We start from the raw sequence: 25,266 nt of genomic DNA, 5'->3' as shown, positions 1-25,266 counted from the left end.
CGCCTTTTCCGGCGAAACTGCCGTGCGCGCGGGCCGCTGGCAAGACGCGCCGTTTCGCCTCTTTCGGCGCGGGCGACCTGCGCCTATAAGGCCCGCGACCGCCAGACAAAGGATCGCCCCATGACCGGAGAGCTCTCGCCCATCGACAAGGCCAAGTTCGTCGCCGCCCGCCGCGCTGCCGATTTCGTCGAGGACGGCATGAAGGTGGGGCTTGGCACCGGGTCCACCGCCGCCTGGCTGGTGCGCTGCCTGGGCGAGATGGTGCGCGAGGACGGACTGCGCTTTCGTGGTGTGCCGACCTCGACCCGCACGGCGGAACTGGCCCGCGAGGTGGGGATCGAGGTGATCTCGCTCGACGAGGCCAAGTGGCTGGACCTGACCATTGACGGGGCCGACGAATTCGACGCCGAGCTGAACCTGATCAAGGGCGGCGGCGGCGCGCTGTTGCAGGAAAAGATCGTCGCCACCGCCTCGGACCAGATGATCGTGATCGCCGACGCGGCCAAGGAGGTCGCCCGTCTGGGCGCCTTCCCGCTGCCGGTCGAGGTGATCCCCTTCGGCTGGCAGACCAGCCAGGCGCTGATCGAGGAACTGCTGATCTCGATGGACGTGATGGGCCGAAATTCGTCGCTGCGGATGAACGGCGACGCGCCCTTTGTCACGGACGAGGGCAACCACATCCTCGACCTGCACCTGGGCCGGATCGGCGATGCGCGCCAGCTGGCGATGATCCTGAACCAGGTGCCCGGCGTGGTCGAGAACGGGCTCTTCGTCGACATCTGCGACAAGGTCGTGATCGGCTATGCCGACGGTCGGGTCGAGACGCGCGACATCAACGAGGGCACCGTGACCGAGGACCGGCTCGACTTTGTCGAGAGCGAGAACCTGTTCCGCGATCTCTAGGACTGTTCGCGCGACCTGTTAGGGTCACGGGGCGCGTTCTGGTACCGGTCAAGCGCAGGCGATGAGCCGCAAGCTTTTTGCATGGCTTGGCTCCGGGATCGCTGGAAAAAGCATCGGACACTCGTTGTGCCGGTGCGGTATCGGTAAGGGGCGCGAAATGCGGAGCCGGAATTGCTGTCTGCAAAGGGCTTGTCAGGGCTTATCGCCAATGGCGGTTGCGCGAAACAAGGTTCAGGCTTGTTTCCACGATGGCGGGCAGGTTCTGCAGGCGACGGGATGGCCTTCTTCGTCGCCTTGTCTGGTGGGGGCGGTCACATGAGGGACCTGATAAGACGGGTGTTGCGCCGGTTGAAACGATACCTGTTGCCCAGGGAAGCAGACCTTGGCGACGATCGGATCAATACCGTCACCTTTTCGAACGGGACGCTTGAAAGCGCTGTGAACGAAACGGGAATTTTTGCGGTGGATAGCCGGCAGGCCGACCGTCCGATCATGCGCAAGGCGCTCCTGGGCGAAGTGAGCGAACCGCGCGCCCTGACTTTCATCGTGAATCGCTGTGGTTCCGGAGACGTTGTGCAGGCGGGGGCCTACTATGGGGATTTTCTCCCGGCGCTTTCGAAAGCTGTGGTGCCTGGCGCGATCGTCTGGACATTTGAACCCAACCCCGGCAGCCACGAACTTGCCCGGCGCACGATCTCTCTCAATCGCCTGCGGAATGTGCGCCTTTTTCCCTATGCGCTGGCATCGGAAGCAGGTGAACTCAACCTTGCGACGGAAAAAGATGGTCTCGCCCTCGGAGGTCTTTCCCGGATTGTCGAAGACAATCACAAGTTCACTCCGGGTGAGGGAAACTACACGGCTTCCGCAGTTGAATCGGTCCGGCTGGACGACCTGATCCCAATTGAACGGGAAGTATCCATAATCCAGCTTGATCTCGAGGGATACGAAGTACCGGCACTCAAGGGAGCGGTTTCAATCTTGCGCAAGAACCGGCCCATCCTTGTCCTGGAAATGTTGCCAAGGCGTGCCGAACTTGCTCTCAGGGAAATCGTCCCGGAGTTGGGCTATATTCCGGTCGGCAGGTTCGGGCAAAACTCGGTTCTCGTATCTCCGGACGAAGACTTCGTGTCCGAGCCTGTTTGACGACTTTTCCGGGTTACGCCCGCGTTCGCTTCCGGGTCTGGAAGACCGCAGTCGCGACCATCGCCAGAACTGCCCCCAGGGCGTTGAAACACAGGTCGAGCGCCGTGTTGATGTAGCCGCCCACGTTGGTGTCGGGCACCATCAGCACGGCGGTGAACTCGATCATCTCGTTTGTCGCGCCCAGCCCCATCGAGGCCAGCGCGGGATAGACCAGCGCGGTCGCGGTGCCGCGCGTGGCCGGGAAATGGCGCAGGACCAGGTGGCGCAACAGCAGCGCGGTCACGCCGAACCCGAAGGCATGCACGACCTGGTCGTATTTCAGGATCACGCTGTCCCCGACCGTCGCCATCGGCCAGAGCACCAGATTATACAGGACCGACCCGTCCACCGGCACGCCGCCCCCCGCCATGTGCATTAGCCCCCAGGCGGACAGCGCCCAGAGGATCGCGGGCGGGTATTCCGCCTTGCGCAGCGAAAAGCCCACCAGCGCCATCAGTACAAGCATGGTGACGACATAGACGATGAACTCGAGGTTTCCGATGGACAGGAACCAGGCGGTGAAGCCAACGACATAGGCAGTCGTGAACAGGGCGATGCGCAACTCGGCGCGGGTGGGATGCTGGGTCATGCGCCGACCCTGCACCATCCCGCGTCGTCGCGGATTGATGCGGGTCAAGTGCGCCCGGCCTTCGCCCTCTGGTCAACCCGCCGCCCGTGTGAAATACCACGCGCGGGGGCCACAACCGCAGGAGGCGTCATGGCTGACTTCGACTACGATCTTTTCGTCATCGGCGGCGGCTCGGGCGGTGTGCGCGCGGCGCGCGTGGCGGCCGGAGAGACCGGCGCAAGGGTCGCACTGGCCGAGGAAGACCGCTATGGCGGCACCTGCGTCATCCGCGGCTGCGTGCCGAAAAAGCTGATGGTCTTCGCCAGCGAATACGCCCACATGCCCGAAACCGCCCGCGCCTATGGCTGGGACATCGCGGACGGCGCATTGGACTGGGACACGTTCCACGGGCACCTGGTCAAGGAACTGGACCGGCTCGAAGGCGTCTATCGCAACCTGCTGAAGGGCTCTGGCGTCGAGACCTTCGATCAGCGCGCCCGCATCGCCGATCCGCATACGGTCGAATTGGCCGACGGCACGCGCAAGACCGCAAAACACATCCTGATCGCCACGGGCGGTCGGCCCGTCCGGCCCGACATGCCGGGGGCAGAGTGCGGCATCGTCTCGGACGACATCTTTCACCTGCCCAAGCTGCCCGAAAGCGTGCTGATTGTCGGCGGCGGCTATATCGCCTGCGAATTCGCCTGCATCCTGCACGGGCTGGGCGTGAAGGTGACGCAGTATTACCGCGGCGCGCAGATCCTGCGCGGCTTCGACGAAGAGGCGCGCGGCCTGATCGCCGAGGCCATGCGCGAGCGTGGCATCGACCTGCATACCGGCACCAACATCGTCGAGGCGCGCCCGGCATCCGAGGCCGAGGAGGGCGACATGACCGCCCCCGTGGAGGCGGCGCAATACGGTCGGCCCCATGCGGTCACGCCCGATGGCCCGGTCTGGGTCAAGGCCACCAACGGCAATACCCGCGTCTTCGACACCGTGCTGTTCGCCACCGGGCGCAGACCCAATACCGACGATCTGTTCCTCGAGGACCTCGGCGTAAAGCTGGGCCGCAACGGACAGATCGTGGTCGATGACTACAGCCAGACCGACGTGCCCTCGATCTATGCCATTGGCGACGTCACCGACCGGGTGAACCTGACGCCGGTTGCGATCCGCGAGGGCATGGCCTTTGTCGAGACAGTGTTCAAGGGCAACCCGACCAAGGTGGATCATGCTCTGATCCCCTCGGCGGTGTTCACCCAGCCGGAACTGGGCACCATCGGCCTGACCGAGGAGCAGGCGCGCGAGCAGGAACCCTGCGACGTTTACTGCACCTCGTTCCGGCCGATGCAGACGGCATTCGCCGGGCGGCCCGACCGGGTGCTGATGAAACTCGTCGTGTCGAAGGAAACCGACAAGATCCTGGGCTGTCACATTGTCGCGCCCAATGCCGGCGAGATGATCCAATTGGCGGGCATCGCGGTCAAGATGGGCGCGACCAAGGTGGATTTCGACCGCACCGTTGCGGTGCACCCGACGATGAGCGAAGAAATCGTGACAATGCGCAAACCTATGCGGACGGCTTGAATTCCCGAGAAGAACGCACAGGTTCACAGGCAAGGCGCAAGACGACCAAGAAGGAAGAGTTCATGGCAGGAAACAGCGGCGGCCCCTGGGGAGGCGGCGGTGGATCTGGAAACCGGGGCGGCAACGGCGACGACCGCCGTCCCCCTGGTGGCGGAGGCGGCGGCGGACGCCGTCCCGAAGACAGCCAGATCCCCGAGATCGACGAACTGATGAAGAAGGGGCAAGAACGGCTGCGTGTCCTGATGGGCGGTCGCGGCGGCGGTGGCGGAGGCGGCGCTTCGGGCGGCGGCTCTGGCGGTCCGGCCTTTACCCGCGGCACGGTGGCGCTGGGCGCCCTCGGCCTGATCGCGCTCTGGGCCTTTGCCAGTGTCTACACGGTCCGGCCCGAAGAACAGTCGGTCGAACTTTTCCTGGGCGAGTATTCCAGCACCGGCAATCCGGGTCTGAACTTTGCCCCCTGGCCGGTCGTGACCTACGAGGTGGTGAATGTCACCTCTGAACGGACCGAGAATATCGGCACCGGCCGTGGCACGGGTGACGGGCTCATGCTGACCACGGATGCCAATATCGTGGACATCAACTTCCAGGTTGTCTGGAACGTCAACGATCCGGCGGCGCTCCTGTTCAACATCCGCGATCCGCAACTGACCGTGCAGGCGGTTTCGGAATCCGTGATGCGCGAGATCATCGCCGCGTCGAACCTGGCGCCGATCCTGAACCGCGACCGCGGGCTGATCGCCGACACCGCACGCGAAAGCATCCAGGCGACGCTTGACGAATATGCGAGTGGCATCAGCGTCGTGCGGGTCAACCTCGACACTGCCGATCCGCCGCGCGAGGTGATCGACGCCTTCCGCGAGGTGCAGGCCGCCGAACAGGAACGCGACCGCCTCGAACGCCAGGCCGACGCCTATGCAAACCGAGTCGTGGCAGAGGCCCGCGGTCAGGCCGCGCAGATCCGCGAAGAGGCCGAAGGCTATCGCGCCCGCGTCGTCAACGAGGCGCTTGGTGAGGCCAGCCGCTTTACCAGCGTGCAGCAGGAATATGCCCTGGCCCCCGAGGTCACGCGCCGCCGTCTGTATCTAGAGACGATGGAAAAGGTGCTGGGCGATGTCGACAAGATGATCCTCGACCAGTCGGTCGCCGGCGGAGAGGGCGGAGTCGTGCCCTACCTGCCGCTCAACGAACTGCGCCGGGGAGGGAACTGATGATGAGAAAGACAACCTATCTTCTTCCGATCCTCGTCGTCGCGATTGTCGGGGCGTTGTCCTCGATCTTTGTCGTCGACGAACGGGAAAAGGCACTGGTGCTGCAATTCGGCCAGATCAAGGCCGTCAAGGAAGAGCCCGGCCTCGCCTTCAAGATCCCGATCATCCAGGAGGTCGTGCGCTATGACGACCGGATCCTGTCGCTTGACACCGAGACGATCGAAGTCACGCCCTCGGACGACCGCCGCCTGGTGGTCGACGCCTTCGCGCGCTACCGCATCGCCGACGCGGTGCAGTTCCGGCAGGCCGTTGGCGTCGGTGGCATCCGTGCCGCCGAGGACCGGCTGTCGTCGATCCTGAACGCGCAGATCCGCGAGGTTCTGGGCGCTGACCAGGTCACGTCCGACACGATCCTGTCCGAAGACCGTCGCCTGCTGATGACCCGGATCCGCGACCAGGCCCGCGCCCAGGCGCGCTCGCTTGGCCTGGACGTGGTCGACGTGCGGCTGAAGCAGACCAACCTGCCGGCGCAGAACCTCGAGGCGACCTTTGCCCGGATGCGGGCCGAGCGTGAACGCGAGGCCGCCGACGAGATCGCCCGCGGTAACGAAGCCGCGCAGCGCATCCGCGCCCTGGCCGACCGGACCGTGACCGAGACGCTTTCGGATGCCGACCGCGAGGCCAACGTGACCCGAGGCGAGGCCGATGCCGAACGGAACAGCATCTTTGCCGGAGCCTTTGGCGCCGACCCGGAGTTCTTTGCCTTTTACCGCTCGCTTCAGGCCTATGAGCGCGCGTTGCAGGGTCAGAACTCGACCATGGTCATGACACCGGACAGCCAGTTCTTCGAATATTTCAAGAGCGAGTCCGCCGGTGGCACTTTCTTTGACCGGCCCGCCGCACTGCCGGTCGCGCCGGCCACGGACGAAGATCAGGCCGAGGCCACGCCCGACCCGGCCGCGCCCGAGGTCGAGACCGTGGACGCCCCGGTCACGGCCACAACCACGGCCCCGGCGTCGAATTGACGGGAACGGACATCCTGACGGGGATCGCCCTCGTCCTGCTGATCGAGGGGCTGGTGTACGCACTGGCCCCTTCCCTTGTCGAGCGCGTGCTCGAGGCGCTGGCGACCATGCCGGTCGAGACGCGCCGCACCCTGGGCCTCGTCACCGCGGCGACCGGTGTCCTGCTGTTGTGGATTGCCCGTGGATGACACGGCGCTGTCACAGTTGGGTGAGCCGTTGAATTAATCTCTTTGGTGTTGCCGCTGGACGCTTATGTCTGTCACACTTGACACAGATGGCAGGCAGCGCGGGGCGCTGACTGGCAGAGACAAGGAGATTCAAGTGACATCCCAATCCCTCGCTCTGACACGGGATCGTGCGACACCGTTGCGCCTGTTCTGGCTGGCGACCCTTTCGATGATCCTGATCGTATCGCAGTCGCTGATGGCGCAGGCACGCGGCGTGCCCGAGAGCTTTGCCGACCTCGCGGAACGGATCAGCCCATCGGTGGTGAACATCACCACCTCGACCACTGTGGAAAGCCGCACCGGCCCGCAGGGCATCGTGCCCGAAGGTTCTCCGTTCGAGGATTTCTTCCGCGAGTTCCAGGACCGTAACGGACGGCCCGACCGCCCGCGTCGCTCGTCCGCTCTGGGCTCGGGCTTCGTGATTTCCGAAGATGGCTACATCGTGACGAACAACCACGTGATCGAAGGCGCCGACGAGATCACGATCGAGTTTTTCGAAGGGTTCGAACTGCCGGCCAAGCTGGTCGGAACCGACCCCAACACCGACATCGCCCTGCTGAAGGTCGAGGCGGACTTGCCGCTGAAATATGTCAACTTCGGCAATTCCGACACTGCCCGTGTCGGCGACTGGGTCATGGCCATGGGCAACCCGCTGGGCCAGGGCTTCTCGGTGTCGGCGGGCATCGTCTCGGCCCGGAACCGGGCACTGAGCGGCACCTACGACGACTACATCCAGACCGACGCCGCGATCAACCGCGGCAACTCGGGCGGCCCGCTGTTCAACATGGACGGTGACGTGATCGGCGTGAACACAGCGATCCTGTCGCCCAATGGCGGGTCCATCGGCATCGGCTTCTCGATGGCGTCCAACGTGGTCACCAAGGTCGTCGACCAGCTGAAGGAATATGGCGAGACCCGCCGTGGCTGGCTGGGTGTGCGCATCCAGGACGTGACCGAGGACATGGCCGAGGCGCTGGGCCTGGCCGAGGCCAAGGGCGCGCTGGTCTCCGACGTGCCGGAAGGCCCGGCCAAGGAAGGCGGCATGCTGGCCGGTGACGTGATCCTCAGCTTCGACGGCGTCGACGTTGAAGACACCCGTCAGCTGGTACGCGTGGTGGCCAACACGCAGGTCGGCAAGACCGTGCGCGTGGTGGTGAACCGCGAGGGCAAGACCGAGACGCTGCGCATCACGCTGGGCCGCCGCGAAGAGGCCGAGGGCGCCGTGCCCGCCTCGCAGACCGTCGAACCCGAAGCGCCGGCCACGATGGAGATGATGGGCCTGACGCTGGCGCCGCTGGACGACGAGCTGCGCGCCCAGCTGCAGCTGGACGAGGGCGCCGAGGGTCTGGCCGTCACCGCGGTGGACGAGACCTCCGAGGCCTTCGAGAAGGGCCTGCGCGAGGGCGACCTGATCACCGAGGCCGGCCAGAGCGCGGTGACGACGCTGTCCGATTTCGAGGACCGGATCGAGACCGCCCGCGAAGCCGGTCGCAAGTCGATCCTGCTGCTGGTGCGCCGCGGTGGCGATCCGCGCTTTGTCGCGCTCAGCCTCGACGAGGAATGATCGTGGTCGCCTGGCCGCTGGTCCGAATAAGGAAAGGGCGCCGCTTGCGGCGCCCTTTTCGCGTGACGGGCCGGCGCGGTCTCAGCCTGCCTGCGCCAGGTCCTCGCGCGCCACGGCGATCAGGCCCAGGGCGCGCGCCGTCTCGAGCGACAGCTGCGCGCTGTCCAGCCCGCGTTCCGCCTGGTAGCGCCGGATCGCCGCTGCGGTCGGCGCATCCAGCGTGCCGGTGACATTGCCCGCGAAATAGCCCCGTGCCGCCAGCGCCCGCTGCACAGAGGCGATGAAGTCGGGCGTCATGGTGGCGGGGCAGGGCGCCTCGAAGACCAGATCGGCGCGCGGGCGGACGATACGCGGCACCGGTGCCTTGCGGTAGATCGCCGGGCGGATCACTGTGCCATCCGGTGCGATCTCGGCCTGCACGACTTGCACTTCTCCCATCACCTGCTCGTAGATGGCGGGCGTCACCTCGCGCGCGATGCAATGGCCGTTGCCGGCGGGTTCGGCCAGAGGTGGCGGCCCGACGGGCGCATCGGCCCGGCTGACGGCATCAGGCCCACGGCCCGGCACGGGACCTTGGGTGCAGGCGCCAAGCGCCAGCGCCATCCAGAGCGCATTCCTGCGGATCATCTGCCCGGCCTCTTGCGACCTGTTTTTCTGGTGCGACCCTAGCGGTTTTCCGGGGCGCTGGAAAGCGCGGGGTCCAGCAGCCGGTCGAGCAGGGACGAAATGTCCTCGATCGTGTCGGCCAGGACATGGGTTACGCCGCTGTCGCGCTGGATGCGGCCCGTGACGCGCAGCATCCGCCCGGCGATCACCGCCCGGCGAAAGCGTTCATACATCGCCCGCCAGACGATCACGTTGACCACGCCTGTCTCGTCCTCGAGCGTGATGAAGATCACGCCCTTGGCGGTGCCGGGCCGCTGCCGCAGGATGACCAGCCCCGCCACCGTGATCCGCGCGCCGTTGGGCGGCAGGTCGAGCTGCGCGGCGGTCAGGGCGGACGGGGGGCGGGGCCAGTCAGTCATGCGAGCGAATGTAGAACATTCGCGGGCCGAGGCAAAGCGTCTCGGCCTTGAAGGCAAAAGGGACTGGCGGGCGGCCCGGAGCGCCACTAGGTATGTCGCCGGATCAAGGAACGGAGCGGTGCAATGGCGAAGATCACCTATATCGAGCACAACGGAACCGAACACGTAGTGGACGTGCCCAATGGCCTGACGGTCATGGAAGGTGCGCGCGACAACAACATTCCCGGCATCGAGGCGGATTGCGGCGGCGCCTGCGCCTGCTCGACCTGCCATGTCTATGTCCATCCCGACTGGGTGGCGAAACTGCCCGCCAAGGAGGACATGGAAGAGGACATGCTCGATTTCGCCTATCAGCCCGACCCCAAGCGCTCGCGCCTGACCTGCCAGCTGCGGGTCAGCGACGCGCTGGACGGGCTGGTGGTGCAGATGCCGGAAAAGCAGATCTGATGCTTTTGCCCGCCGCCGGCAGGGCGCCGCGACGACCCACGCGCCTCTGGAGCCGCCTTGCCCGCGGCGCGGGTCTGGCGTTGGTGCTTGTGGCGGGCGGGGCATCGGCGCAGGCGGTGACCGGCGCGCGCTATGACGAGCCCACCACACGCTATGCGCATGGCGTGCTGGGCGACGCGGTGGAATGGGGCGCGTTGGTTCTTACTCTGGGCGACGGCTCGGCCCGCCGGATCGTGCTGCCCGAGACCCGGGTCTTCGAGGATCTCGAGCCGCGGCTGTGGGACGTGACCGGCGACGGGCTGCCCGAGGTTGTGACGGTGGAAAGCGACCTGCGCCTCGGCGCCCGGCTGGCCATATGGGGAGCGGAGGGGCTGATCGCCGCAACGCCCTTCATCGGGCAGACGAACCGCTGGCTGGCGCCGGTGGGCGCCGCCGACCTCGATGGCGACGGCCGCATCGAGATCGCCTATGTCGACCGCCCGCACCTCGCCAAGACCCTTCGTGTGTGGCGGCTGGAGGGCGATGCACTGCGCGAGGTCGCCTCTGCCACCGGCCTCAGCAACCATCGCATCGGCTGGGATTTCATCATCGGTGGGATCAGGGACTGCGGCGCGGGAGCGGAGATGTTGGTTGCGTCGGGCGACTGGGCCTCTGTCATGGCGGTGCGGTTCGACGGCGTGCTCCGGGCGCGGTCGCTTGTGCCCTATTCCGAAACGGCGGTTGCGGCGGCGTTGGCCTGCCAATAGGGGGCTCTGTCCCCGGATACTTCCTGCCAGAAGAAACGATGCGTCAAGCTTGACGGGCTGGACCGGCGACACCGAAAAGGCGGGGACGCCGATGACCGTGCCAGGAGAAGCGTGGCTTCTTGACCGCCTGCGCATTTCCGGGGCGGGCGTTTCTTGTCTTGCCAGCTCGGGTGTTTCTTCTGGCTTCAGATTTCCCGGGGGAGTCCCGGATGAAATTCGGGACGGGCCAGCGCCCCCTCCGCCGCCGGCCACATCGCGAAAGGGGGTTTGCCTTTTTCGTGGCGCCGCTCTAACCCGTAGCCCATGAAGCTGCTTTTCCTCGGAGATGTGATGGGCCGCGCCGGGCGTGCGGCCATCACGGAACGCCTGCCCGCGCTGCGCGAGCGCTGGGGGCTGGATTTCGTCGTGGTCAATGGCGAAAACGCCTCGAACGGGGCGGGTCTGACGGGCGAACACGCGCGCCTGCTGCTGGCGGCCGGAGCGGACGTGGTGACGCTGGGCGATCATGCCTTTGACCAGAAGGACATGCTGTCCTTCATCGAGGGCGAGACGCGGATCCTGCGGCCGATCAACTTCGCCCGGCAGGCGCCGGGACGGGGCGCCGCGCTTTATTCCGACCGGCGTGGGCGCAAGGTGCTGGTGGCGCAGGTGCTGGGCCAGGTCTTCATGAAGCGGCCCTTCGACGATCCGTTCTCGGCCATGGACGACACGCTGCGGCGGCTGGCTGGTCAAGCGCAGGCGGTGCTGGTCGACATGCACTGCGAGGCCACGTCCGAGAAGATGGCGATGGGCCATTTCTGCGACGGCAAGGTGAGCCTGGTGGTAGGCACGCACACCCATGTGCCCACGGGCGATGCGCAGATCCTGCCCGGCGGCACCGCTTACCTGACCGATGCGGGCATGTGCGGGGACTACGATTCCGTCATCGGCATGGACAAGGTCGAGCCGATGCGCCGCTTCGTCACCGGCATGGCCAAGGCGCGGTTCCAGCCCGCGCTCGGCGAGGCCACCCTGTCGGGCGTCTATGTCGAGACCGATGATCGCACTGGCAAGGCCACCCGTATCGTCATGGTCCGGCATGGCGGGCGGCTGCAACAGGCGGGCCCTTGACGCGTCTTGCGCCTTTTCTGGCCCTTGCCGTGATCGGCGCGGCCTGGGGCGCGACGCAGCCCCTGGCGAAGGTGGCCGTGTCGACTGGCCATGCGGCGCTGGGACTGCTGTTCTGGCAATTGCTGATCGGCGCCGTGGTGCTGGGCGGGATCACGCTGGCGCGGGGACGGGCGTTGTCGCTGACGCCGGCGCATCTGCGGCTTTACCTGGTGATCGCGCTGGTCGGGTCGGTCCTGCCGGGCATCACCTCTTACAACGCGGCGCGGCACCTGCCGGCGGGCGTGCTGTCGATCCTGCTGAGTTCGGTGCCGATGTGGGCCTTTCCCATCGCGCTGGCCCTTGGCAACGACCGGTTCCATGTCCGGCGTCTGCTGGGCTTGGCGCTGGGCCTTGCGGGCGTGTCGCTGATCGTGCTGCCGACCGAGGGGTTGCCGCCCGCGGTGCCGGCGCTGTGGGTGGGGATCGCGCTGCTGTCCTCGGTTCTCTACGCGATCGAGGGCAACGTGGTGCAGCGCTGGGGCACATACGGGCTGGACCCGATGCAGGTCCTCGCGGGCGCCTCGGCCGTGGGAGCGGTGCTGTGCCTGCCCCTGGCGCTGGCAGGCGGCGTGATGGTCGATCCGCGGAGCGGGATCGGTGCGCCCGAGATCGCGCTGATCGCCTCGGCGCTGCTGCATGCGGCGGCCTATTCCGGCTATGTCTGGCTGGTGGGTGTGGCGGGGTCGGTCTTTGCCGTGCAGGTGAGTTACTTCGTGACGCTGTTCGGCGTCATCTGGGCCATGGCCTTTCTGTCCGAGGGCTATTCCGGCTGGATCTGGGCGGCGCTGGCGCTGATGTTGGCGGGGCTCGCCCTGGTGCAGCCGCAGCCCAAACGCCTTGTGCCTGATGGTGCGCTCGGCCAGAATGCGACGGGTTGAGAGCGGGGCACCTGACCAACATGCAGTTCATCGAATTGTCCCAGATGGGCGAGGCCTATGCCGCGATGGCTGTCGTCGTGGTGATGTTCACGTTGTTCATTCGCGAGACCTATCCGACCGAGGTCGTGGCCATTGGCGGCGTCGCGGCGCTGCTGCTGCTGGGCGTGCTGCCTTATGACGAGGCGCTGCGCGTGCTGTCGAACCCGGCGCCCTGGACCATCGCGGCGATGTTCCTGGTGGTGGGGGCGCTGGTGCGCACCGGGGCGCTGGAACGGTTCATCAGCGTGGCGCAGGCGGGCGTGCAGAAGAACCCGCGCGTTGCGATGGCGGGGATCATCGCCACGGTGGTCGTGGCCTCGGCCTTCATGAACAACACGCCGGTGGTGGTGGTCATGCTTCCGATCTTCGTGCAGCTGGCGAAATCGCTGGATGTCGCGCCGTCCAAGCTGCTGATCCCGCTGTCCTACGCGGCGATCCTGGGCGGCACGACGACGCTGATCGGCACCTCGACCAACCTGCTGGTGGACGGCGTGGCGCGCAGCAAGGGGTTGGAGCCTTTCACAATCTTCGAGGTGACGCCGCTGGCGCTGGTGCTGGTGGCCTGGGGGTTGCTCTACCTGCTGGCGACCGGCCGCTGGCTGCTGCCCGACCGGACCTCGATGGCCAGCATGCTGTCCTCGGACCGGTCTCGGATGAAGTTCTTTACCGAGGCGGTCATCCCGCCCGACAGCAACTTGATCGGGCGCGAGGTGCTGGGCGTGCAGCTGTTCAAGCGCGAGGGTGTGCGGTTGATCGACGTGATCCGGGGCGACGAGTCGCTGCGCCGCAACCTGACGGATGTCCGGCTGGAGGTCGGCGACCGCGTGGTGCTGCGCACCCAGATGACCGAGTTGATGTCGCTCCAGACCAACAAGGAATTGCGGCGGGTGGACCAGGTCTCGGCCAAGGAGACGTCGACGGTCGAGGTGCTGATCACGCCGGGCTGCAAGATGGTGGGCCGCAGCCTGGGGGCGTTGCGCCTGCGGCGGCGTTTCGGCGTCTATCCGCTGGCGGTTCATCGCCGGAACCAGAATATCGGCCGCCAGCTGGACGAGCTGGTTGTGCGGGTGGGCGACACGCTGCTGCTGGAGGGCGCGCCGGACGACATCAAGCGGCTGGCGGACGAGATGAACATGGTCGACGTGGCGCAGCCCACGGTCCGTGCGTTCCGCCGCAGCCATGCGCCGATCGCGCTGGCCGCGCTGGCGGGGATCGTGATCCTGGCGGCGCTGGGCGTGGCGCCGATCCTGGCGCTGTCGGTGGTGGCTGTGGCGGTCGTTCTGCTGACCCGCTGCATCGATTCCGACGAGGCGTTTTCCTTTGTCGAGGGGCAGTTGCTGGCGCTAATCTTTGCCATGCTGGCGGTGGGCGCAGCGCTGGAATCCTCGGGCGCGGTGCGCCTGATCGCCGAGGCCGTGGCACCACTGATGGCGAACCTGCCGCCGGTGCTGCTGATCTGGTGCGTCTTCCTGCTGACCTCGGTTCTGACCGAGGCCATCAGCAACAACGCCGTCGCGGTGGTGGTGACGCCGATTGCCATCGGGCTGGCCGAGGTGATCGGCGTCGATCCGCGCCCGCTGGTGGTGGCGGTCATGGTTGCGGCCTCGTGCAGTTTCGCCACGCCCATCGGGTACCAGACCAACACGCTGGTCTATGGACCGGGAGGTTACAAGTTTTCCGATTTCGTCAAGGTGGGCCTGCCGCTGAATATCAGCGTCGGGTTGATTTCGGCTCTGCTGATCCCGCTGCTCTGGCCGCTCTAGGGCGGGCCGCCAGACGCCGCTCGGCCCGGATTGTGTCCGGACCATCGCCCCGCCCGCCGTCCCGTACGCGCTGGCCTCGCGCAATCTGGCCTCGCGCTGCCCGGGCTTGCCAGATGGGTCCTGCCGCGACACTGTCCATGGGCGACTGGGCAGGAGGCGGATCATGCGCGAGATCGGGATCGGGGTGGTCGGCGGCGGCTACATGGGCAAGGCGCATTCGGTGGCCTTCGCCGCCGTGGCATCTGTATTCGAACTGCCGATCCGGCCAAGGCTGGCGGCGATCTGTGGCTCTACCCCTGACAGCAGCGTACGCTACGCCGCAGCCTACGGCTTTGCCCGCGCGGCCTCGGACTGGCGCGCGCTGGTCGCCGATGACAGCGTCGAGGCCGTGGTCATCGCCTCGCCCCAGTCCACCCATCGCGAGATCGCGCTGGAGGCGCTGGCGCGCGGCAAGCCGGTGCTTTGCGAAAAGCCGATGGGCCTGACCGTGGCCGAGGCGCAGGACATGGTCGACGCCGCGCGCGGGGCCAAAGTGGCCAACATGGTCGCCTACAATTACAGCCGCACCCCCGCGACGCAATTCGCCCGCCGCCTGATCGCCGAGGGCCGTCTGGGCCGGCTGATCCATGCCCGGATCGAGCATACAGAAGATTTCCACATCGACGGCATCCTGCCGCCGTGGCGCTGCCAGGGGGCGGCGAATGGCTGTCTCGGCGACCTTGCCCCGCATCCGATCAACGCCGCCCTGGCGCTGATGGGTCCGATCGAGGCGGTCAGTGCCCGGATCGAGACCGTCTTTCCCGAGCGGAACGGCCATCCGGTGACGAATGACGACCAGGTGCAGATGATGCTGCGCTTTGCCGGGGGCGTGTCGGGCAGCCTGTTCGCCAGCCGCGTCGCGACCGGACGCAAGATGGGTTTTACCTACGAGATTACCGGAGAACTGGGTGCGCTGCGCTTCGACCAGGAGGATCAGAACGCGCTTTGGTTCTACGAGACCGCCGCGCCCCCGGCAGAACGCGGGTTCCGCAAGATCCTGACCGGGCCGGATCATCCCGACTACAAGCCCTTCTGCCTGGGGCCGGGGCATGGCACCGGCTACCAGGACCAGATCATCATCGAGGCCAAGGACTTCCTGACCGCGATCCACGAGGGGCGCGCGATCTGGCCGACCTTCGAGGACGGGCTGGCGGTGCATCGGGTGATCGCGGCGGCGCGGCAATCGCACGCCAAGGGCGGCTGGGTCGCCGTCGATCAGGTCGGTATCAGCGGGTAGACCGCCAGCGCCTCGTATTCCGCGCCGGAGGGCCGAAGGATCGATTCATAAAGCGCAAAGGCGGTCAGCGGGGCGGTTTCGTGGTGAAATCCGGCAAGCCCGGCAAGGGCTGGCGACCGGGCCGTACTGTCACCTCGTCCCAGGCGCGTCAGCGTCACATGCGGACGAAAGCGGCGCGCGGGCAGCACCAGCCCTGCCCGCCGCGCAGCCCCTGTGACCGCCTTGTGCAGCGCCACCAGCGGCGGGCTCGCGTCTGCCTCGGCGGCCAGGATGCGTGGCGGGTCGCCGCCCATCGTGCTCAGCCCGCGCAGCGTCACCGGAAAGGCCGGCACGCGCAAGCGCAGCAATTCGCCATGCAACGCCTCCAGCGCCTCGTCACTCTGCTCGTCGAGAAAGACGAGGGTCAGGTGCAGGTTCTCGGGTGGCACGGGGCGGCCGACGCGCAACTGCCGTTGCAGTGGCACCAGCGCCGGCAGGCTGGAATCGGGCAGCGGCAGGGCGATGAAGGCACGCATCAGGAAGGCTCCGGTCTCGGTTTCCCGCCTGATAGCGCAATCCGCGGCCGGGCGCACCGTCCGCGGAGCCGGGATCAGAAAGCGACGCGTTGGGCGATGCCCTTTTCGAGCGCGAGGTCGACGACCTTGGCCGCCACGGCAAGGTCCTGGAGGCCGACACCCGTGCCGTCGAACAGCGTAATCTCGTTTTCCGAGGAGCGGCCCGGATGGGTGCCGTTGATCGCGGCGCCAATCTGGGTGATCGCGTCTTCGGCGATCAGGCCCGCCGCAACCGCGTGCTGCGCCTCGCCGATGCTGATGCTCTGCGCCACTTCATCGGTAAAGACCGTCGCGCGCGCCAGCAGCGCCGCCTCGACCTCCTGCTTGCCCTTGGTGTCGGTGCCCATGCAGGCCAGGTGCGTGCCGGGCTTCACATGTGCGTCCATCAGCGACGGGGCAAAGGCCGAGGTGATGGTGATGATGACATCCGCCTGCGCGCCCAGGTCCTCGAGCGAGACGGACTCGAAGGGCAGGCCGATCGCGGCTGCGGTCTCGGCCAGTTTCGGCAGCATGTCGGGGTGGTAGTTCCAGGCCACGACCTTTTCGAAATCGCGCTGTTTCGCGGCTGCACGCAGCTGGAAATGCGACTGGTGGCCGGCGCCGACGATACCCAGGACCTTGGAATCGGGGCGCGACAGGTGGCGGATCGAGACCGATGACGCGGCCGCGGTCCGCAGCGCGGTCAGCAGGTTGCCGCCTACCATCGCCCGCATCCGTCCGCTGTCGGGGTCGAAGAGGAAGACCGTCGACTGGTGGTTGATCAGGTTGCGCCGTTCGAGGTTGTGCGGCCAGTAGCCGCCCGCCTTGAGGCCCAGCGTCAATCCTGCCTGGTCGAACCCGCCCTTGAAACCATACAGCGCGTCCTCGTGCCCAATGGCTTCGCGCACGACGGGAAAGTTGTAGGCGTCGCCTGCGGCCATCGCGGCGAACACCGCCTCGACCGCCTCGAACGCGGCCTCTGCCGTCATCAGCCCGGCGATCTCGCTTTCGGGGACGATGATGACCTCGTTGCCTGCCACCTTGGTTGCTCCGTCAGCCATGACCTCTCCTTCCCGGGGCGCATCGCCCCTGCTTCATCTTGCCAGTAAACTCCGGGGGAATCCGCGCATGGCGCGGATGGGGGCAGAGCCCCCTTGCGCGCGCCCCGCCGGGGCGCGCGCGGGTCGGACCGGCGCACGCCGGTCCGAAACCTGTCTCAGTAGGCCTTGCCGCGGGCCGACACTGGCCACACGGTCTCGACCTTGCCGCCGCGCACGCCGACATACCAGTCGTGCACGTTGCAGGTCGGGTCGCAATGGCCCGGGACCAGCCGCAGCTTGTCGTTGACCTTGAGCACGCCGCCCTCGTCCATGACCACGCCATGCTCGTCCGAACACTTGACGTATTTCACGTCGTCCCGTCCGAAGATCACCGGCAGGCCGCTGTCGACCGACTGCGCCTTGAGGCCGGCATCCACGATGGCCTTGTCGGCCTTCGCGTGGGACATGACGCTCGTCAGGATGAACAGCGCGTTCTCCCACTCGCCCTGGTCGATGCGCTTGCCGTCCTTGTCGAGGATACGGCCGTAATCCGCGTCCATGAAGGCGTAGGAGCCGCACTGAAGCTCGTTGTAGACGCCCGAGGTGCTCTCGAAATAGTAGGAGCCGGTGCCGCCGCCGCCGACGATGTCGCACTCGATGCCTTCGGCTTTCAGCCCGTCCACCGCGTCCTTCACCATGGCGACGGCGACGGCGATCTTGGCCTTGCGCTCGTCATAGGAGTCGAGGTGCTGCATGGCGCCCTGGTAGGCCTGGATGCCGGCGAATTTCAGACCCGGCGCGGCCTCGATCGCCTTGGCGATCTCGATCACGGCGGGGGTCGTGGTCACGCCGCAGCGTCCGGCGCCGCAATCGATCTCGACCAGGCATTCGATCTGCGTGCCATGCTTCTGCGCGGCAGCCGACAGGTCGGCCACGTTGGCCACGTCGTCGACGCAGCAGATGGTGCGTGCGCCGAGCTTCGGCATGCGGGCCAGGCGGTCGATCTTGGCGGGTTCGCGGACCTGGTTCGACACCAGCACGTCCTTGATGCCGCCACGGGCGAACACCTCGGCCTCGGACACTTTCTGGCAGCAGACGCCGCAGGCGCCGCCCAGTTCGACCTGCAGCTTGGCCACGTCCACCGACTTGTGCATCTTGCCGTGGACGCGGTGACGCATGCCATGTGCCTTGGCATAGTCGCCCATCTTCTTGATGTTGCGCTCCAGCGCGTCCAGATCGAGGATCAGGCAGGGCGTCTGGATCTCGTCCTCGGGCATGCCGGGCAGGGCGGGGATATCATAGCCGACTTCGAACTCGTCGAGATTGGTGATGTCTTTCATCGTCTCACTCCCATGCTTGGGGTTGGGCGGGCAGGGCGCCGGGGCGCCGCCTGCCGCGCGATAGGGGGTCTCTAGCAGAGTCGTTTCCGATAGGAAACAGGCGGGCGGCATCGGAACGGCGCCGCCCGCGCAAAATGCTCAGGAATTCATCCAGGGCAGCTTGTCGAGATCGACATTGCCACCGGTGATGATGACGCCCACGCGCTTGCCGCGGAAGACCTCGGGATTCTTGAGGATCGTCGCCAATGGCACGGCGCAGCTGGCTTCCATCACGATCTTCATCCGCTGCCAGGTCAGCTTCATCGCGTCGATGATCTCCTGCTCGGACGCGGTCAGGATGTCGGTGACGTGGTGGCTGACGAAATGCCAGGTGTTCTCCTTCAGCGGCACCTTCAGACCATCGGCGATGGTGTTCGGCGCGTCATCGGCGATGATGTGCCCGGCCTTGAAGCTGCGATAGGCATCGTCCGCCTGCTCGGGCTCGGCGGCGTAGATCTTCACCTCGGGGGCCAGCGTGGACAGCGTCAGGCAGCAGCCCGACACCATGCCGCCGCCGCCGATGGGCGCGATCACGGAATCGAGCCCGTCGACCTGCTCCATCAGTTCCTTGGAACACGTGCCCTGGCCCGCGATCACGCGCGGGTCGTTGTAGGGATGCACGAAATCCGCGCCGGTGCGCTCATGTACCTCGGCAAAGACAGCTTCGCGCGAGGTGGTCGATGGTTCGCATTCGGTGATGATGCCGCCGTAGCCGCGCACGGCGTCCTTCTTGGCCTGCGGTGCGGTGCGTGGCATGACCACGTGGCAGGGGATGCCCCGGCGGCCGGCGGCATAGGACAGCGACAGCGCGTGGTTGCCCGAGCTGTGCGTCGCGACGCCCTTGGCCGCCACTTCGTCCGACAGGCCGAAGACCGCGTTCGACGCGCCGCGCACCTTGAAGGCGCCGGCCTTCTGGAAGTTCTCGCACTTGAAGAACAGCTGCGCGCCGGTCAGTTCGTTGAAATAGGACGAGGTCAACACCGGGGTCCGGTGGATGTAAGGCTTGATCCGCTCATGCGCGGCCAGCATGTCCTCGTAGGTCGGGAGGTTCGTGGTGACGTCCTTCATTCCGCTGCCATCCTTTTTTCCGTGACGCCCTTGCGATAGACGGCCTGTGCCGCCGCGACGCCAGAGCCAAGGGTAATGTCGAGGCCGAGATCGGCCATGACCATTTCGACCGTGGCGATGCCGGACAGCGCCATCGAGTCCGTCATCATGCCCAGGTGCCCGATGCGGAAGACCTTGCCCGCGACGTCACCCAGGCCAGCGCCAAAGGCCATTGCGTAATCCTTGTGCGCGTGGGCGACGACGCGGCCCGCGTCAAAGCCTTCGGGCGTGCGGATCGCCGTCACCGTGTTCGAGTAGAGTTCCGGCCGCACGGCGCAGAGTTTCATGCCCCAGGCGTTGACGGCGGCGCGGATGCCTCCGGCGATACGGGCATGGCGGGCGAACACGTTGTCCAGACCCTCGGCCAGCAGCATTTCCGTCGACAGCTTCAGCCCGTTGAACAGGCCGACGGGCGGCGTGTAGGGATAGCCGTTCGCGGCATAACCCTTGCGCATGTCGTCGATCGAGAAATAGGTGCGCGGCAGGCGGGCTGTTTTCGACGCCGCCACGGCCTTGTCCGAGAAACCGATGATCGCGAGGCCGGCAGGCAACATGAAGCCTTTCTGCGAGCCGGTCACGGCGACGTCGACACGCCATTCATCGAACTCGAAGGGCATCGACCCGATCGAGCTGACGCCGTCGACCAGCAGCAGCGCGCCGTGGCCCGCCGCGTCCAGCGCCTTGCGGACGCCGGCGATGTCGGAAACGACGCCCGTCGCGGTCTCGTTATGGGTGGCGAGGACGGCCTTGATCTTGCCGTCCTTGTCGGCGCGCAGGATTTCTTCATAGCGGGCGACCGGCAGGCCCTCGCCCCAGGTCACGTCGATCTGCGTGACGTCGAGGCCGAAACGCTTGCACATGTCGATCCACTTGTGGCTGAACATGCCGTTACGCGCGGCGAGGATGCCGTCGCCCGGGCTGAGCGTGTTGGCGATGGCGGTTTCCCAGCCGCCGGTGCCGGTGCCGGGGATCATGTAGGTTTCGCCGTTGGACTGCTTCAGGACCTTGCGGACACCGTCGATCGCCGGGTGCAGCACCGACGCGAAAAAGGGCGACCGGTGGTCGATGGTCGGCAGATCGCAGGCGCGCCGGATCACCTCGGGGATGTTGGTGGGTCCGGGAATGAAGACCGGGTTTTGGGCAATCATGAGTGTCTCCTTCCGATTTTTGTGCACAATACGGATCGGTTGACGCCACGTCCATTTTTTTGAAAAAATATTTCAGAATGATGGGTGGTTGTAAAAACCTCTTGAATCAGCGGCTTGAATTTTTCACATTGTGAAAGGATTTTTCGGAAATGGAAAACTGATGGCACAGATCGACGATGGATCGGCGGAACGGCGCGCCCGCGGGCGCCCTCGGGACTGGAACGACAAGACCGATCAGAACCGAATCAAGTCGCTGGACCGGGCGATGGAGGTGCTGGAAACCCTCTCGCGCCTGGGCGGCGCCACGCTGACGGACCTGTCGGCGGCCTGTGACCAGGCGCCCGCCTCGGTCTACCGGGTTCTGGTGACGCTGGAATCGCGGGGGATCGTCGATTTCGACGCGGGTTTTCAGACCTGGCATATCGGCGCGGGGGCGTTCCTGATCGGCTCGCGGTTTCTGCGGCGTACCTCGCTGCTGGAACGCGCACGCCCGGTGCTGCGCAGCCTGATGGCTGCGACCGGCGAGACGGCGAACCTGGGCGTGCGGCGCGACGGTCAGGTGCTGTTCCTCAGCCAGGTCGAGACGCATGAAAGCATCCGCGCCTTCTTTCCGCCGGGCACCATGTCGCCGATGCATGCCTCGGGGATCGGCAAGGCGCTGCTGGCGCAGATGCCGGTCGAAGAGGCCGCACGCGTGACGGCGGCCGAGGGGCTGACGCGGTTCACCCATCATACGCTGACCCGCCCCGATGCGCTGTCCGCCGACCTCGCGATGACGCGGCGGCGCGGCTATGCCATCGACAACGAGGAAAAGACGCTGGGCATGCGTTGCATCGCGGCGCCGATCTTCGACGTGCATGGCGAGGCGGTGGCGGGAATATCCGTTTCCGGCCCTTCGGCCCGCATCCCTGACGAGATCATCCCCGAGATCGGCGCCAAGGTGATCGAGGCAGCAAAGGAAGTCACGAAAGGCATCGGGGGCCAACCCGCAGGCTGACCCCCGTTTTCCTGTCCCGAAGGAGTGGTCTCAGGCGACCTTTTCCAGCCGCACCTTCGGTGTGACCCCCAGCGCGAAACAGACGTCGCGGGTCAGTTCCGGGCGGTTCAGCGTGTAGAAATGCAGCTTGTCCACGCCTTCGTCGATCAGGTCGCTGCACAGTTCGGTGCAGATCGCCGTGGCCAGCAGATCAGTGCGGCCATCACGCTCGGCCTTCTCGAAGGCGTCGGAAAGCCAGGCGGGGACCGGCGTGCCGCAATTCTCGGCAAAGCGGCGCACGCCCTTCCAGTTCTCGATCGGCAGGATGCCGGGAACCACGGCTTTTTCGATCCCGGCCTTGGCGCAGGCATCGCGGAACCGCAGGAAGGTCTCGGCCTCGAAGAAGAACTGGGTCAGTGCCTCGTCCGCGCCCGCATCCAGCTTGCGCTTGAGCCAGTCGATATCGGCCTGGGCGCTGGTGGCCTCGGGGTGCTTTTCGGGGTAGGCGCCGACACGGATGGTGAAATCGCCGGCTTCCTTCAGTGCCGCGATCAACTCGACCGAGTTGGCAAAGCCCTCGGGATGCGCCTCGAAACCCGCGCTGCCCTTGGGCGGGTCACCGCGCAGCGCGACGATATCCGACACACCCGACCCGGCAAAACCGCGCGCGATGCCCAGGGTTTCGTCGCGGGTGGCGTTTACGCAGGTCAGGTGTGCCGCGACCTTCAGGCCGGAATGCTTGTGCAGGGTCGCCACCACGTCGCGCGTCAGGTCGCGTGTGGTGCCGCCCGCGCCGTAGGTGACAGAGACGAAACGCGGCGACAGCGGCGCCAGGACCTGCACCGCATCCCAAAGGCGGAACGTGCCCTCGATATCGCGGGGCGGGAAGAACTCGAAGGAAACTGCGGGCTGCGCCATGGGGAACTCCATCAAACCGTTGTCCTCTTGTTGCATGTGCGGCATTGTGAGACAAACTCATAAATCTCAAGATCAACATGAGGCGCACATGCATATCGAGTTTCGCCACCTGCGCACGATCAAGGCCATTCACGACCATGGCGGCGTCGCCCGCGCGGCCGACATGCTGAACATCACCCAGTCGGCGCTGAGCCACCAGATCAAGGGTCTGGAGGACCAGGCGGGGGTCGAACTGTTCGTCCGGCGGTCCAAGCCCATGCGCCTGTCCGCCGCCGGAATGCGGCTGTTGCGGTTGGCCGAGCAGGTCTTGCCGCAGGTCGAGGCGCTGACCTCGGAATTCGCCGCCCTGCGCGACGGCAAGTCGGGCCGGCTGCACATCGCCATCGAGTGCCACGCCTGTTTCGAGTGGCTCTTTCCGGTGCTCGAGGCCTTTCGCAAGAGCTTTCCGGACGTGGACGTGGATATCCGCCCCGGCCTCGCCTTCGACGCGCTGCCCGCGCTGATGAAAGAGGATGTCGACGTGGTGATCTCGTCCGACCCGGAGGACCTCGCCGGCGTCACCTTCACCCCGCTGTTCGATTACAGTCCTGTCTTCGTCGCGGCGTCCGCGCATCCGCTGGCGGAAAAGCGTTTTGTCGAGGCCGAGGATTTCCGTGGCGAGACGTTGATCACCTATCCGGTGGAACGGTCGCGGCTGGACATCTTCAGCCAGTTGCTGACGCCCGCCAAGGTCGAACCGGCAGCGATCCGACAGGTCGAACTGACGGCGGTGATCCTGCTGCTGGTGGCGTCGAACCGCGGCGTGGCGGTGCTGCCCGACTGGGTGGTGCGCGAGGTCAAGTATTCCTCGGATTACGTAACGCGACCCATTACAGCCAAGGGGCTGACCCGGCGGCTCTATGCGGCGACGCGGACCGAGGACCTGGACAAGCCCTACATGCAGCGCCTGATCTCGCTGGCCGGGCAGGAGGCGCGGCGGCTGCAACAGGCGTGACACGGCGCGGTCAGGAGCATTCCTCGGTGGCCTGGGCGCGGGCCAGGTCCCAGCGGTCGGCATACTCCCAGCCCGCGGCGCGGGGTGCGCCGCCATTCAGGACCTCGCCGGCTGTGCGCGCGAAACAGGCGCAATCGGCGTCCGGCAGCGTCTCGCGGCAATAGCCCAAGCCGTTGTCTTGCACCACTTGCTGCGGCGCGTCGCGCCCCGGGCCGGTCCTCTCGGGCGGCGTCCAGGCGGTGAGCGGAGGAAAGAGGCTGATCACCGCGACCGCGACGGCGCCGCCCAGAACGATCTTGATCGCCAGCCCAGCATCCGTCATCGCCCGCTCCATTCCATGGGAAAGCGGACCAACATAGCGCATCGCAACCGGCAATGCGCGCCCTCGATGTCAACGATTGGACTCGAATTGAAGGCGATCCGCCCCGCACCACGCCCGGGGCAGGTGTCAGAGCACCTTGATGTCCGAGGCCATGGTGCGCCCGTCGCGCCCCTCGCGCATTTCGAAGCTCACCTTCTGATTGTCCGCCAACCCGGTCAGGCCCGAGCGTTCGACGGCCGAGATGTGAACGAATACGTCCTTTCCGCCGCCTTCAGGTTCAATGAAACCATAGCCTTTCGTGGTGTTGAACCACTTCACGGTGCCGTTCGGCATAATCCCCGTGCTCCTTCTGAAACGTCGATACTTCACCCCGGCAAGCCGGGGCCATCCCGTCACAATCGCCTTGCAGGGGAGATGCAAAATGCGCGCTTCCCGGGCCTGAGCGACGACTGTCACGAAAACAAGATCGTGCCGCTCCCTTAAAAAGCAAGCGAAACGCCCTCGTATTTCACCGCGCCGTTCATTATGTGAACCAACCGATGAAGGAGACGGCATGATACTTTACGGTCTGGCCACGTGCGACACCTGCCGCAAGGCGCGCAAGGCGCTGCCGCAGGCGGAATTCGTCGATCTTCGCGAGCAGGGCATGCCGCCCGAGGTGCTGGCGGCGGCGCTCGAGCGGTTCGGCGAGCGGTTGGTGAACAGCCGGTCGACCACCTGGCGCGGCCTGTCCGAGGCTGAGCGTGCGCGCCCGCCTCGCGACCTGCTGGCGGCACATCCGACGCTGATGAAACGCCCGCTGGTCGTCGATGGCGACCGCATGGTTCTGGGCTGGGACAAGGCCGCGCAGGCCGACCTGGGGGTCATCTGATGCGAAATGCGGCGCTGACACTGGGCATCATCGCGGGGTTGATCGGGATGCTGGTCGGCTTTTTCGGCTACGGCTATACCGAGCTGGCACGCAACTATTCCGAGGTCCAGGAGGTCTTTGGCATGTTCGACGATCCGCAGATGGTGCGGGCGGTGTCGATCCTGTCGCCCCTGATGGCGATCGCCGGTGGCGCGATGGCCAAGGTGCGCGCGCTCTGGGGCGGGATCCTGCTGATCTTCTCGGCACTGGGAATGTATGCGGGCTTCGGCTTCAACGTCTTCACCATGTTCCCGATCGCCTTCGCGGGACTGGGTGGGGTTCTGGCCCTGGCCGCAGGCAAGCCGGACGAGCCCAAGGCGCATTTCTGAGCCATGCAGCGGCGGGACGGACC

The 25,266-nt window shown here is 66.2% G+C and carries 28 protein-coding genes; 17 read left to right on the top strand and 11 right to left on the bottom strand.

The genetic code is table 11. The annotated features are described in order from the left end of the window. The first annotated feature begins 120 nt into the window (after positions 1–120). Positions 121–903: a ribose-5-phosphate isomerase RpiA gene (gene rpiA / locus KB874_RS18860; protein WP_212538111.1), complete on the top strand. Its 783-nt coding sequence runs from the start codon at positions 121–123 to the stop codon at positions 901–903. 276 nt (positions 904–1,179) lie between these two features. Continuing rightward, on the top strand, positions 1,180–2,046 hold the full coding sequence (locus KB874_RS18855; protein ID WP_212538110.1) for an FkbM family methyltransferase: 867 nt from the start codon (positions 1,180–1,182) through the stop codon (positions 2,044–2,046). A gap of 13 nt (positions 2,047–2,059) precedes the next feature. On the opposite strand, the gene KB874_RS18850 is transcribed toward KB874_RS18855, so the two are convergent. Continuing rightward, positions 2,060–2,674 (bottom strand): DUF2238 domain-containing protein, encoded by a 615-nt coding sequence (locus KB874_RS18850; RefSeq protein WP_212538109.1) that lies wholly within the window; start codon positions 2,672–2,674, stop codon positions 2,060–2,062. 129 nt (positions 2,675–2,803) lie between these two features. Here KB874_RS18850 and KB874_RS18845 point away from each other — a divergent pair, with 129 nt between their 5' ends. From KB874_RS18845 to KB874_RS18825, 5 genes are all read left to right on the top strand, one after another. Then, entirely contained in the window at positions 2,804–4,240 is a 1,437-nt protein-coding gene (locus KB874_RS18845; RefSeq protein WP_212538108.1) for an FAD-dependent oxidoreductase, read from the top strand. 62 nt (positions 4,241–4,302) lie between these two features. Continuing rightward, the gene (hflK, locus tag KB874_RS18840) at positions 4,303–5,448 is read left to right on the top strand and encodes an FtsH protease activity modulator HflK (RefSeq protein WP_212538107.1); all 1,146 of its coding nucleotides are present in this window, start codon (positions 4,303–4,305) and stop codon (positions 5,446–5,448) included. A 2-nt stretch (positions 5,449–5,450) separates the two neighbouring features. Continuing rightward, positions 5,451–6,473 (top strand): protease modulator HflC, encoded by a 1,023-nt coding sequence (gene hflC, locus KB874_RS18835; protein WP_212538234.1) that lies wholly within the window; start codon positions 5,451–5,453, stop codon positions 6,471–6,473. Continuing rightward, entirely contained in the window at positions 6,470–6,661 is a 192-nt protein-coding gene (locus KB874_RS18830) for a DUF2065 domain-containing protein (RefSeq protein WP_212538106.1), read from the top strand. Before hflC ends, KB874_RS18830 begins: the two co-directional genes overlap by 4 nt. Positions 6,662–6,869: 208 nt before the next feature. Beyond that, on the top strand, positions 6,870–8,264 hold the full coding sequence (locus KB874_RS18825; protein WP_249200649.1) for a DegQ family serine endoprotease: 1,395 nt from the start codon (positions 6,870–6,872) through the stop codon (positions 8,262–8,264). An 81-nt stretch (positions 8,265–8,345) separates the two neighbouring features. Here the strand turns inward: KB874_RS18825 and KB874_RS18820 are convergent, their stop codons facing one another. Both KB874_RS18820 and KB874_RS18815 read right to left on the bottom strand, forming a co-directional pair. Continuing rightward, complete coding sequence (locus KB874_RS18820; protein ID WP_212538104.1) at positions 8,346–8,891, bottom strand: peptidoglycan-binding domain-containing protein; 546 nt, start codon at positions 8,889–8,891, stop codon at positions 8,346–8,348. A 38-nt stretch (positions 8,892–8,929) separates the two neighbouring features. Then, complete coding sequence (locus KB874_RS18815) at positions 8,930–9,289, bottom strand: OB-fold nucleic acid binding domain-containing protein (RefSeq protein WP_212538103.1); 360 nt, start codon at positions 9,287–9,289, stop codon at positions 8,930–8,932. A 123-nt stretch (positions 9,290–9,412) separates the two neighbouring features. On the opposite strand from KB874_RS18815, the gene KB874_RS18810 reads away from it, so the two are divergent. The 6 genes from KB874_RS18810 to KB874_RS18785 all read left to right on the top strand — a co-directional run bounded on the left by KB874_RS18810 (position 9,413) and on the right by KB874_RS18785 (position 15,587). Further along, positions 9,413–9,736, top strand: a complete 324-nt coding sequence (locus KB874_RS18810) for a 2Fe-2S iron-sulfur cluster-binding protein (protein WP_212538102.1) — start codon at positions 9,413–9,415, stop codon at positions 9,734–9,736. Further along, positions 9,736–10,482 carry an FG-GAP repeat domain-containing protein gene (locus tag KB874_RS18805; protein ID WP_249200627.1) on the top strand — a complete coding sequence of 249 codons (747 nt, stop codon included), beginning with the start codon at positions 9,736–9,738 and terminating at the stop codon, positions 10,480–10,482. Before KB874_RS18810 ends, KB874_RS18805 begins: the two co-directional genes overlap by 1 nt. Positions 10,483–10,785: 303 nt before the next feature. Then, positions 10,786–11,592, top strand: a complete 807-nt coding sequence (locus tag KB874_RS18800) for a TIGR00282 family metallophosphoesterase (RefSeq protein ID WP_212538101.1) — start codon at positions 10,786–10,788, stop codon at positions 11,590–11,592. Then, positions 11,589–12,509, top strand: a complete 921-nt coding sequence (locus tag KB874_RS18795) for a DMT family transporter (RefSeq protein ID WP_212538100.1) — start codon at positions 11,589–11,591, stop codon at positions 12,507–12,509. Before KB874_RS18800 ends, KB874_RS18795 begins: the two co-directional genes overlap by 4 nt. A gap of 20 nt (positions 12,510–12,529) precedes the next feature. Then, positions 12,530–14,311: an SLC13 family permease gene (locus KB874_RS18790; RefSeq protein ID WP_212538099.1), complete on the top strand. Its 1,782-nt coding sequence runs from the start codon at positions 12,530–12,532 to the stop codon at positions 14,309–14,311. Between the two features lie 163 nt (positions 14,312–14,474). Beyond that, positions 14,475–15,587 carry a Gfo/Idh/MocA family protein gene (locus KB874_RS18785; RefSeq protein WP_212538098.1) on the top strand — a complete coding sequence of 371 codons (1,113 nt, stop codon included), beginning with the start codon at positions 14,475–14,477 and terminating at the stop codon, positions 15,585–15,587. Here the strand turns inward: KB874_RS18785 and thpR are convergent. The 5 genes from thpR to bhcA all read right to left on the bottom strand — a co-directional run bounded on the left by thpR (position 15,566) and on the right by bhcA (position 20,794). After that, positions 15,566–16,102 carry an RNA 2',3'-cyclic phosphodiesterase gene (gene thpR / locus KB874_RS18780; RefSeq protein ID WP_212538097.1) on the bottom strand — a complete coding sequence of 179 codons (537 nt, stop codon included), beginning with the start codon at positions 16,100–16,102 and terminating at the stop codon, positions 15,566–15,568. The two genes, KB874_RS18785 and thpR, sit on opposite strands and share 22 nt — an antisense overlap. 74 nt (positions 16,103–16,176) lie before the next feature. After that, positions 16,177–17,181, bottom strand: a complete 1,005-nt coding sequence (gene bhcD, locus KB874_RS18775) for an iminosuccinate reductase BhcD (RefSeq protein WP_212538096.1) — start codon at positions 17,179–17,181, stop codon at positions 16,177–16,179. A 155-nt stretch (positions 17,182–17,336) separates the two neighbouring features. Further along, entirely contained in the window at positions 17,337–18,500 is a 1,164-nt protein-coding gene (gene bhcC, locus KB874_RS18770) for a 3-hydroxy-D-aspartate aldolase BhcC (protein ID WP_212538095.1), read from the bottom strand. 138 nt (positions 18,501–18,638) lie between these two features. Continuing rightward, positions 18,639–19,607 (bottom strand): beta-hydroxyaspartate dehydratase BhcB, encoded by a 969-nt coding sequence (gene bhcB, locus KB874_RS18765; RefSeq protein ID WP_212538094.1) that lies wholly within the window; start codon positions 19,605–19,607, stop codon positions 18,639–18,641. Then, positions 19,604–20,794: an L-aspartate--glyoxylate aminotransferase BhcA gene (gene bhcA, locus KB874_RS18760; RefSeq protein ID WP_212538093.1), complete on the bottom strand. Its 1,191-nt coding sequence runs from the start codon at positions 20,792–20,794 to the stop codon at positions 19,604–19,606. The genes bhcB and bhcA overlap by 4 nt, the downstream gene beginning before the upstream one ends. 160 nt (positions 20,795–20,954) lie before the next feature. On the opposite strand from bhcA, the gene bhcR reads away from it, so the two are divergent. Then, the gene (gene bhcR / locus KB874_RS18755; protein WP_212538092.1) at positions 20,955–21,791 is read left to right on the top strand and encodes an HTH-type transcriptional regulator BhcR; all 837 of its coding nucleotides are present in this window, start codon (positions 20,955–20,957) and stop codon (positions 21,789–21,791) included. Positions 21,792–21,821: 30 nt separating this feature from the next. Here the strand turns inward: bhcR and metF are convergent, their stop codons facing one another. Then, complete coding sequence (gene metF, locus KB874_RS18750) at positions 21,822–22,688, bottom strand: methylenetetrahydrofolate reductase [NAD(P)H] (protein WP_212538091.1); 867 nt, start codon at positions 22,686–22,688, stop codon at positions 21,822–21,824. 88 nt (positions 22,689–22,776) lie between these two features. Between metF and KB874_RS18745 the strand changes: the two genes are divergently transcribed. Beyond that, entirely contained in the window at positions 22,777–23,682 is a 906-nt protein-coding gene (locus KB874_RS18745) for a LysR family transcriptional regulator (protein WP_212538090.1), read from the top strand. 10 nt (positions 23,683–23,692) lie between these two features. Here KB874_RS18745 and KB874_RS18740 read toward each other — a convergent pair whose 3' ends face one another. After that, a complete protein-coding gene (locus tag KB874_RS18740; RefSeq protein WP_212538089.1) occupies positions 23,693–24,004 on the bottom strand; it encodes a hypothetical protein in 312 nt (103 codons plus the stop codon). A gap of 126 nt (positions 24,005–24,130) precedes the next feature. Beyond that, complete coding sequence (locus KB874_RS18735) at positions 24,131–24,337, bottom strand: cold-shock protein (RefSeq protein ID WP_212538088.1); 207 nt, start codon at positions 24,335–24,337, stop codon at positions 24,131–24,133. Between the two features lie 220 nt (positions 24,338–24,557). On the opposite strand from KB874_RS18735, the gene KB874_RS18730 reads away from it, so the two are divergent. Then, a complete protein-coding gene (locus tag KB874_RS18730; RefSeq protein WP_212538087.1) occupies positions 24,558–24,875 on the top strand; it encodes an arsenate reductase family protein in 318 nt (105 codons plus the stop codon). Then, on the top strand, positions 24,875–25,243 hold the full coding sequence (locus KB874_RS18725) for a hypothetical protein (protein ID WP_212538086.1): 369 nt from the start codon (positions 24,875–24,877) through the stop codon (positions 25,241–25,243). Before KB874_RS18730 ends, KB874_RS18725 begins: the two co-directional genes overlap by 1 nt. The last annotated feature ends 23 nt before the right edge of the window (positions 25,244–25,266 follow it).

The sequence above is a fragment of the Thetidibacter halocola genome (genome assembly GCF_018224955.1).
Lineage (GTDB): Bacteria > Pseudomonadota > Alphaproteobacteria > Rhodobacterales > Rhodobacteraceae > Thetidibacter > Thetidibacter halocola.
This window is presented reverse-complemented; position numbering and strand designations above follow the sequence as displayed.